The sequence below is a fragment of the Actibacterium sp. genome (genome assembly GCF_041584535.1).
GTDB lineage: Bacteria > Pseudomonadota > Alphaproteobacteria > Rhodobacterales > Rhodobacteraceae > Actibacterium_D.
This window is the reverse complement of record NZ_JBFHDW010000101.1, coordinates 1-8544: the sequence shown is the minus strand read 5'-3', so window position 1 is coordinate 8544 and position 8544 is coordinate 1. Positions and strand designations below refer to the sequence as shown.

The 8544-nt window shown below is 61.8% G+C and carries 5 protein-coding genes, 1 tRNA gene and 1 pseudogene; 1 reads left to right on the top strand and 6 read right to left on the bottom strand.

The window, feature by feature from the left end:
• The 4 genes and pseudogenes from ABYW26_RS06850 to ABYW26_RS06835 form a co-directional block, all read right to left on the bottom strand.
• Positions 1–1748 (bottom strand): annotated as a pseudogene (locus tag ABYW26_RS06850) (hypothetical protein); the annotation flags it as partial.
• Positions 1748–3526, bottom strand: coding sequence for an autotransporter assembly complex family protein (locus ABYW26_RS06845; RefSeq protein ID WP_372604031.1), 1779 nt, complete (start codon positions 3524–3526; stop codon positions 1748–1750). The gene ABYW26_RS06845 and the pseudogene ABYW26_RS06850, both read right to left, overlap by 1 nt.
• 281 nt (positions 3527–3807) lie before the next feature.
• Complete coding sequence (locus ABYW26_RS06840; RefSeq protein WP_372604030.1) at positions 3808–5094, bottom strand: acyl-CoA dehydrogenase family protein; 1287 nt, start codon at positions 5092–5094, stop codon at positions 3808–3810.
• A 2-nt stretch (positions 5095–5096) separates the two neighbouring features.
• On the bottom strand, positions 5097–5303 hold the full coding sequence (locus ABYW26_RS06835; RefSeq protein WP_372604029.1) for a hypothetical protein: 207 nt from the start codon (positions 5301–5303) through the stop codon (positions 5097–5099).
• Between the two features lie 87 nt (positions 5304–5390).
• Between ABYW26_RS06835 and ABYW26_RS06830 the strand changes: the two genes are divergently transcribed.
• Complete coding sequence (locus ABYW26_RS06830) at positions 5391–6323, top strand: LysR family transcriptional regulator (RefSeq protein WP_372604028.1); 933 nt, start codon at positions 5391–5393, stop codon at positions 6321–6323.
• Positions 6324–6743: 420 nt separating this feature from the next.
• Here the strand turns inward: ABYW26_RS06830 and ABYW26_RS06825 are convergent.
• Both ABYW26_RS06825 and ABYW26_RS06820 read right to left on the bottom strand, forming a co-directional pair.
• Positions 6744–6819 (bottom strand) — tRNA-Lys (locus ABYW26_RS06825).
• A 111-nt stretch (positions 6820–6930) separates the two neighbouring features.
• Positions 6931–8544 (bottom strand): WG repeat-containing protein (locus ABYW26_RS06820; RefSeq protein WP_372604027.1); only part of this gene is annotated, 1614 nt, incomplete at its 5' end.

The window sequence follows — 8544 nt, the reverse complement described above, 5'->3', positions numbered from 1 at the left end:
GCGTCAGCCTTGGACAGGTGGCCCGAGGCGGCGATTTGTGCCGTGTTGCTGTCGATCGAAAGCCGGTCGATACGGGTGCCGCTGGCGTCACGCGTGGCAGTCAGGCTGAGATCAGCCGCGCCGCGCAGATAGGGATCAAGCTGGGCAATCCCCAGCACCAGATCGTTTGTGCTGGCCTTGGCGGTGGCGTCAAAACCGCCGCTCAGCAGCGCATAGCGACCGGTCAGCGCAACCGTGGCCGCGCCGGAAATCGGGCGGTTCACAAGGCCCGAAAATCGGGAAATATCGTCACTAATCAGGCCTAACTCGCCCGAAAGGGTCATATCCTCAAGCGCACCTGTGACGCTGCCTTTGGCGGTCAGGTCCAGACCGGCGCCGGTGATCCGCAGCGCTTGCACCTCGACCCCGTCACCGCTGTGCCAGACCAGATCGCCAGTGCCGCTCAGATCGGTGCCCAGCGCCGCGGCCCAAGCCTTGGCTTGATGGGTTATTGCCGTGGCGCTGGCCCGCAGTTGCGCCGTGACGCTAGGCGCATTGCCGTCGATGACCCGGCCCGAACCGCCTGCGGTCAGTTGCCCAATGCGCAAATCGCCGCGCCAGACCTGATTTGCGGTCAGGTTCGCGCGCCATTCCTGACCGGCGGCGGCATCGAACCCTGCCGAGAACTGCGTCGCGCCCAGCCGCAGCGTGGGGCCGGGCAGCGGCAGGATAACCGGGCCATTCGCCGCGATCTGCCCGCTGAGATCGAACCGCGCAGGCAGGCCCGAGGGCAGCAGGTCCAGCGACCCGGATACCGAAATCTCGGCCGCGTTCAGGCCGAATTCCGACAGGGAAATTCCCCCATCCTTTTCGCGTTTTCCGCTGAAATAGAGCCGCATTTGCCCGCCAAAGAACGGCCGGTATTCAGGCGCGAACAGCGGCGCGATATCGCCTTGCAGGTCAGCGGCAAAGCTACGGCCTGCCGGGGTTTGATCCGGCGTCAGTTGATCCTGCACGGTCACGGTCCCGCCAAAGCGCGGCTGGCCGTCCGAGGACAGTTTGATCGTCGCGGCAAAATCGCTGAGCGGCGCGTCGCCGGTGATCGACAGGCCAAGGGCGGGTTGCCCGGGCAAGCGCAGCGCGGTGCTGGCGATGCCGCCCGCCTGTTCTTCCAGCGACAGGTCCAGTGTCAGTTGACGGGTTTCATTGTCGAACCCGGCGGACAGATCGACGTGATCGGTGCGGCCATCAATGCGTTGGGCGCTGAGGCTGGCCGTGCCCTGCCCCCCGGCCAGCGACACCGCGCCGGTGACCGCCATTTGCGCCGCTTGCCCCAGCACCGGCGCGCCGATCACCAGCTTGGGCGTCCCGAACGCCCCGATCTGAACCGAGACCGGCAGATCGGGCAGTTCGAACGACCCGGATTGCGATTTTTGCAGCGCCGATTGTTTGGCAGGCAGGCGCGGCAGCAAGATTTCGCGGGCGGTCAGGGTGTTGACCTCGATCCGTCCTGACAGCAGTGCGGCACGCGACCAGTCCAATTGCACCCCGCGCAGGGTCAGCCAGACGCCAGTGCTGTCGGCAATGGTCAGCTCGCGGATCGTCGCGGTCGAAGACAGCGCGCCTTCGAAGCCGGAAATCGTCACTGTTCTGCCTGCATCGGACAGTTTTTCCTGCAGGTAGGATTCAAGCCTGCTGCTGTCGTCCTGCTGGGCCAGCGCGGCGAAGGGCGCGAACAGGATCAGGATAAGGGCAAAGAACCAGCGCATCAGAAGGCCTGCCCGATGCCGATATAGAATTGCATGTCGCGGCCGGTGTCGCCGCCGGTCGGAACCGCGATATCCAGACGGATCGGCCCGATCGGGGTGAAATAGCGCAGGCCCAGACCGGCGCCGGAATGCCAATCCCCGGCCCCGTCAAACGCCGACTGGCCGATATACCCGGCGTCGGCAAAGCCCACCACGCCGTAAGTGTCCGTCAGTTGAAAGCGCACCTCGCCCGACAGGCCGATGAACGAGCGCCCGCCAACAGTCACGCCGCCGCCCAGATCGACGCCCAGCGATTGATAGGGTTGCCCGCGCACGGTGCCGCCACCGCCGGAAAAGAACAGCATCTCGGGCGGGACTTCGGCCAGACCCACGCCCATGACCGTGCCCAGCTGCGCCCGTCCTGCCAGAACCAGACGGTCCTGACGCCCAAAGCCGCGATAAACCCGGCCATCGGTATACAGGCGCGCGCCCGAGGCGCTGTTGTCAAAGCCCAGAAACGGGGTGGCGTGAATGTCCAGAAAGAAGCCCTCGACCGGGTTCAGCAGGCTGTTGCGGCGTTCCCATGTTGCGGTCAGCGGCACGAGAAACTGATCAAAGCTGCGGTTGCCCAGATCGTCGCGGACTTCGGAATGGCTTAGCTCGACCCCGCCGGTCAGGATCAAACTGTCCGAGAATTGATGCACCAAGCCGGTGCTCAGCCGGGTAATGTCCTGAAAATAGTCCGGCTCGTCCAGCCGTTCCTGACTGGCGGCAAAGCGCAGGCTGGTATCGGGGCCAAAGGTTGCGGGCCGGGTCAGGGTAACACCGGCGAAATAATCCAGCCCGCCGGATTGCCCGCCGATGCCGCCGACCGATCCGTCGAACCGCAACCTTTCGGCCCCGCCCCAGAGATTGCGATGCATCCAATAGGCCGAGGCTTGCAGCCCCTCTTGCGACGACAGTTCAGCCCCGGCACCGATGCGGTGCGGGCGTTCATCGACAAGCGTTGCGGTGATGTCGAGACTGCCATCGGGGTTCGGGTCTTGGGCCTCGGTCAAAACGACCGAGCGAAAGGCGCCGCTGCGGCGCAGGCGCTCGGCGGCCTGATCCAGATCGTGCGGCGAGAAGGTCTTGCCGCTGGGCAGGCCGGCGATGTCCTGAATGCGCCCGGCGCGGACGCTGCTTTCGCTGGCGACGATCAGATCGCCAAAGGCCAGACGCGGCCCCGGTGTCAGGCCCAGCGTAGCAGCCAGTTCGGCACTGGCGTGATCGGCCACAAGGCGCTGGCTGGACAGGCTGGCTTTGGCATGACCGACATCGCGCCAGCCCGACACGCCCGCCGCCGCCGCATCGCGGATCACCGTCGCCGCCGCGGGCTGACCGGGGGCAAATTCGGGCGGCAGGGTGACCTTGTTCGGCAGCGGGGCGATTTCCGCCCGCGAGAACACGAATTGCGACCCCGGAAGGATCGAAATGCGAATATCGCGGATCGGGCCGGAGACGGCATAGGGCGGCAGGCTGGCGGCCTCGACCCCATCGACTACGATATGAATCTCGGGGCCATAAAACGCGCGGCCATACAGGACCGAGATCAGGCGGCTGTAATCGGCGCGCGCGGCCGCCAGCAGATCCTGCGGGGTGCTGTCGGACTGGCGGGCGGCGCTGAGCGTCAGCGAGGCCGCCTTCAGGTCGTCCTCCAGCCGCTCGGGCGCATCCGGGGGCAGGACAAGCTGCACCTCGGTGGCCTGCGCCGCAACGGCGCCCAGCATCACCGCCAGTATGATTCCAATGAAACGCATCGCCCCCACCGGCCTGAACACCCGTCTTGGGTATCATTGAAACCGTTGCCCCGCCAGCAGGCGACGCATCACGTTTGAGACAAAGAAAAGCCCCCGCAGGCGGTGCTGCGGGGACCGGGGTTGGTCATCAAATTCGGCTTATTTGAAACCCGCAGTGCCCATGCCGCCAGCAATACACATCGACACGCCGCCGTAGCTGATGCCGCTGCGGCGGCCTTTGATCAGCGGGTGCCCGACCAGACGCGCGCCGGTCATGCCGAAACACCCATGGTCCGGCCCCGTCAGAAGTCGATCTGATCGGCCCGGATCGAGCGCTCGGATGCCCGGTCGGGCGGGGTAAAGAACTTGCCCGAGTCATGCGCGCCTTTCTGAGCGGCCTTGATCTGGCCCTTGGCGATCGCGCGCAGGTGAACCTCGTCCGGGCCATCGGCGATGCGCAGGGCGCGGCTCATGGTCCACAGATCGGGTAACGGCGTGTCGGGCGACAGGCCCATAGCGCCAAAGACCTGCATGGCGCGGTCGGTCACGGCCAGTTGCATCTGCGGGATCACGACCTTGATCATGGCGATCTCATCGCGGGCACCTTTGGCACCGACATTGTCGATCATCCACGCGGCCTTAAGCACCAGCAGGCGGGCCTGTTCGATCTCGCAGCGCGACTTGGCGATCATTTCCTGAACGACGCCTTGCTCGTGCAGGTATTTGCCAAAGGTTTTCCGTTCAAGCGACCGTTCGACCATCAGCTTCAGCGCCAGTTCGGCCTGACCGATCGAGCGCATACAGTGGTGGATGCGCCCCGGCCCCAGACGCGCCTGCGCCATGGCAAAGCCTTCGCCTTCGCCGCCCAGCAAAGCCGAAGCCGGAACGCGGCAATCCTTGAACACGATCTCGCAATGGCTTTCATAGCTGAGGTGGTTCATCACACTGATGTTGCGCACCACGTTCATGCCGGGCGTATCCATCGGCACAAGGATCATGCTTTGCTGACGGTGAATGTCGGCGTTCAGGTCGGTCTTGCCCATCACGATGGCAACCTTGCAGTTCGGCGAGGCCGCGCCGGTGATGAACCATTTGCGGCCATTGATGACATAGTCATCGCCGTCACGCTTGATGACCGTGGTCACGTTGGTCGCATCGGACGAGGCGACGTCTGGCTCGGTCATGGCAAAGCACGACCGGATATCGCCGTTCAGCAATGGCTCAAGCCAGCGCTTTTTCTGCTCGGGCGTGCCGAACATGTGGATCAGTTCCATGTTGCCGGTATCCGGCGCCGAGCAGTTGAACACTTCGGATGCCCAAGGTAGCTGTCCCATGATTTCGGCCAGCGGCGCATATTCGATAGTCGACAACCTTGTGCCCGGCTCGCCTTCTTTCAGATGCGGCAGGAACAGGTTCCACAGGCCTTCTTCTCTGGCCAGCGCTTTAAGGTCGTTTAAAAAGCTGACGGTATAGGTGCCCTGATGGGCCTCTTCGACGAACCGGCGATGGCGCGGAATGACATAGTCGTCCATGAAATCCGACACCCGGCGGCGCAGTTCGTTTACCTTATCAGAATAGCTGAAATCCATGTTTATGCTCCTGCAAGTGTCAGTCCGTACCGCGCGAAAATCGTGCTGAACCGGGCCATGTCATCGGCATCGCCCAAGACCTGATTGCCCACAGCAGCGCGCGATACAATGCCTTCGAAAATCACCGCCAGCCGGAAAAAGGCGAAGGCGATGTAATAGGGGCTGAACGGCACGATTTTTCCGTCAATCGCCAAGGATTGGTCTGTCACGCCGGGGGTCCTTCTCGCTTGACCGCAATATGCAAAAGGGAGAAATATAAGTAAAATGAATGCTAAAAATGCCCTGACATAGACAACATGCATATATCACGCACCGATCTGAACCTCTTTGTTGTGTTCGAAGCGATCTATTCGCAAGGCGGTGTCACCCGCGCGGCCGAGACGCTGAACCTGACGCAGCCGACCATCAGCCATGCCTTGGGACGCCTGCGCGATCGCATGGACGACCCGTTGTTTGTGCGGCACGGTCAAAAGCTGGTTCCGACCTCGGCAGCGCAAAAGATGATCGGACCGGTGCGGCAGGCGCTGCAACTGTTCGAGCGCACCTTGGGTGAACTGGACGGCTTTGACCCGTCCTCGGCCGATATGACCTTTTCGATCGGGATGCGGCCGCTGATGGAGCACACTTTTTTCCTGCCACTGGTCACGCTGGCGCGCGAAACCGCGCCGAAAATCACCGTCACTTCGAACCGGTATGATCGGCACAATCTGGAAACCGACCTGTCTGCCGGGCGTATGAATGCCGCGATCGACGTATTCCTGCCGCTGCCGGATTCGATCCGCCGCAAGCACCTGACCTCGTCGCGCAGCGTCATCGTGGCCCGCAAGGATCATCCGATCGCGCGCGAAGGGCTGGACCTTGAGGCCTATTTGTCGCTGGAGCATATCCTCGTCACCTCGCGCCCCGGAGGTCATGGACCCGAAGACGTCGCCCTGTCACGCGAAGGCAAATCGCGGCGGGTGGCGGTGCGGTGTCAGCAGATCAATACAGCGATGCGTCTGGTGGATCGAACCGATCTGGTTCTGACCATGTCCGAGGCCATCGCGGAGCGGGCGAACATCTGGTTCAAGCATCAGATCATCGCCACCCCGTTCGCGGCCCCAAAGATCGATACCTATCTGTATTGGCACGCCAACAGCGACGCGGATCAGGCAAACCAGTGGTTTCGTGGGGTTGTCGAGGGGGCGGTTCAGTTACCGCCCCCCGACGATCTGATGTATTTGCCTTAGAACAGGCTGCGCGTTGCCGGCACGCTGAAAATCAGAACCGCATCCGCGGCAAGGAACGGCAGAATCCGTTCAAGGCGGGCATAATCCTTGGCGACCGGGCGTATAACGAACACGTTGACCCCCCCGGCGGTGTGATCATCCCCATTTCCAGCCGCTTTGCGACCAAAGCCGCGAACGTGTCGGCAGTGCTGACACTGGTCACGCCTGCGGGTGCATTCCCAAACCTTGCGGCATTGGCGCAGGTGCAGAAACCTTTCGGGCCGCCTTCGCCGCAACAGTCCCATCCGGTGAAACGTCAAAGTTTCGGAAACCCGATTTTGCGGGGAATCACCAACACGCCGCAGCGACGCAAACCGGGCCCAATCACCTGCCCTGACAAACAAAAAGCCTGACCGGAACCGGTCAGGCTTTTGGTGATAGTGGTGAGCCGTGCAGGATTCGAACCTGCGACCCACTGATTAAAAGTCAGTTGCTCTACCAACTGAGCTAACGGCCCACTGCGCGCCTATCTAGAAAGGGCGCGTCTGAGGGTCAACCCCGAAAGTGAATTATCTGTGACGCTTGTTTCGCGGCGCCAACAGAGGCCGCAAAACAAGCGCCTTCCCGGTCAGTATTCCAACTCGCCCCGACAGGCCTTTTGCAGCCGGTACAGCCATTTCAGCGACTCTTGTGCATCCGGCGCGATATCTATGAACAGCATGTCGCGGTCATCCTCGAACAGTTGGCGTTTATCCTGTCTGCCGTCCACGATGGTAACAAGCGAGCTGTCCCGGTCCGCCGGGGTCCAGCGCGATGTCGGCGCGACCGCAATCGCACCGCCGTGCTGATATCCAAAGAATGCGTCGTATTTTCCCATCCGCGCGCCAAACCCCAGCGTGTCGATCCGGGAATGCCCGGTCGTCAGATTCGTTTTCAGCACTTTTGTGACGGGCAGAACGTAATAGGTGCCACCATTGTAGGAATAGTCGCTCCAGGTCTTTTCCAGACGAAACTCGGGGCGGCACAGATTGCTTAGCGAGTTCAAATCCCGGTTCTGCGGCTGAAGCGAATAGGTGAAATGCGCGTCCAGATACCGGCCGGATAGTCTTGGATTGTCGAGTTTTGGCAGATGATCGGCGAAATTATAGCTTCGGTTCATGTTCTTTTGCGCCAGAACCATCGCGCTGCGCGCGGCAAGGGCGGTGCAGTCGTCCTTTAGCAGCTTCTGATTCAGATACCCGGTTTGCTGTTCAAGATAATGGCCCATCCGGAACGCGACTTTGACAAAGGTGATGTCCTTGTCGGTGCTGGATTCGCGGGTCACCTTGACGATGTGACCATTGCCCAGCGCCTTGATCACCGGGCTTTTGGTCGACGGGCGCATATAGACGTTCGTCAGGTCGCCATAGGGGCTGCACAGCATTTTCTCGGGCCAGCCAAAATCGGCCCAGTTAAAGGTCAGCGGTTTGAATTTCTGGTCCAGATAGCCGGATTGCTTGTTTTCGTTGAACCAGACCTGCGTCAGATCGCCGTCGCGGCATTGAACCGAGGAAAACAGCGCCGGCACGACCACTTCGCCGCTGCGATTCACACAGCCCCAGCTGCCGGCCTGCGTGAACGAGGTCAGTTGCCCGCCACCGAAATAGCCCAACGACTCGAACGTCGGCTGAATCAGCCATTTCCCCTGCGAATCAATCAGACCCCATTTGCCATTCTTCTTGGCCTCGGCGGCCCCGTCCGAGGCCAAGGCATGCAGATCTTCAAACTGGAGCGGGATCACAACCTTGCCCGTGGCGTCGATCGCCCCCCATTTGTAGTTCTTCTTGACGACTGCCTGCCCGGCTTTGCCAAATGAAAAGGCGCTGTCGTAGATGGTGGGGATCACCAGCTTGCCGGTCATCATGACATAGCCGGACTTTTTGTTGACCCGAACTTCCGCCCGGTTTGACCCGTAGAACGAATTGGCCTCGTCAAAACCGGGCTGGATCGCCCAAGCCCCTGTCCGGGTGATAAAGCCCCACTTGCCGCCCTGTTTTGCGGGTGCAAGCCCGTTTTCCCCGAAGGCCCCGACCGCCTCAAAGCCGGGCTTGATGGCGATATGGCCGTCGGTATCGATAAAGCCGTATTTCCCGCCCTGCTTGATCGCTGCCAGCCCGGCCTTGGAAAACGGCGCGGCCTTTTCGAAAACCAATGGGAACAAGACTTTGCCCCGGTCGTCCAGAAACCCATACAGCCCGTCTTT

Coding starts and splice junctions, on each gene's coding strand:
- ABYW26_RS06840 (WP_372604030.1), bottom strand. CDS start 5,094: ATGGATTTCAGCTATTCTGATAAGGTAAACGAACTGCGCCGCCGGGTG.
- ABYW26_RS06845 (WP_372604031.1), bottom strand. CDS start 3,526: ATGCGTTTCATTGGAATCATACTGGCGGTGATGCTGGGCGCCGTTGCG.
- ABYW26_RS06830 (WP_372604028.1), top strand. CDS start 5,391: ATGCATATATCACGCACCGATCTGAACCTCTTTGTTGTGTTCGAAGCG.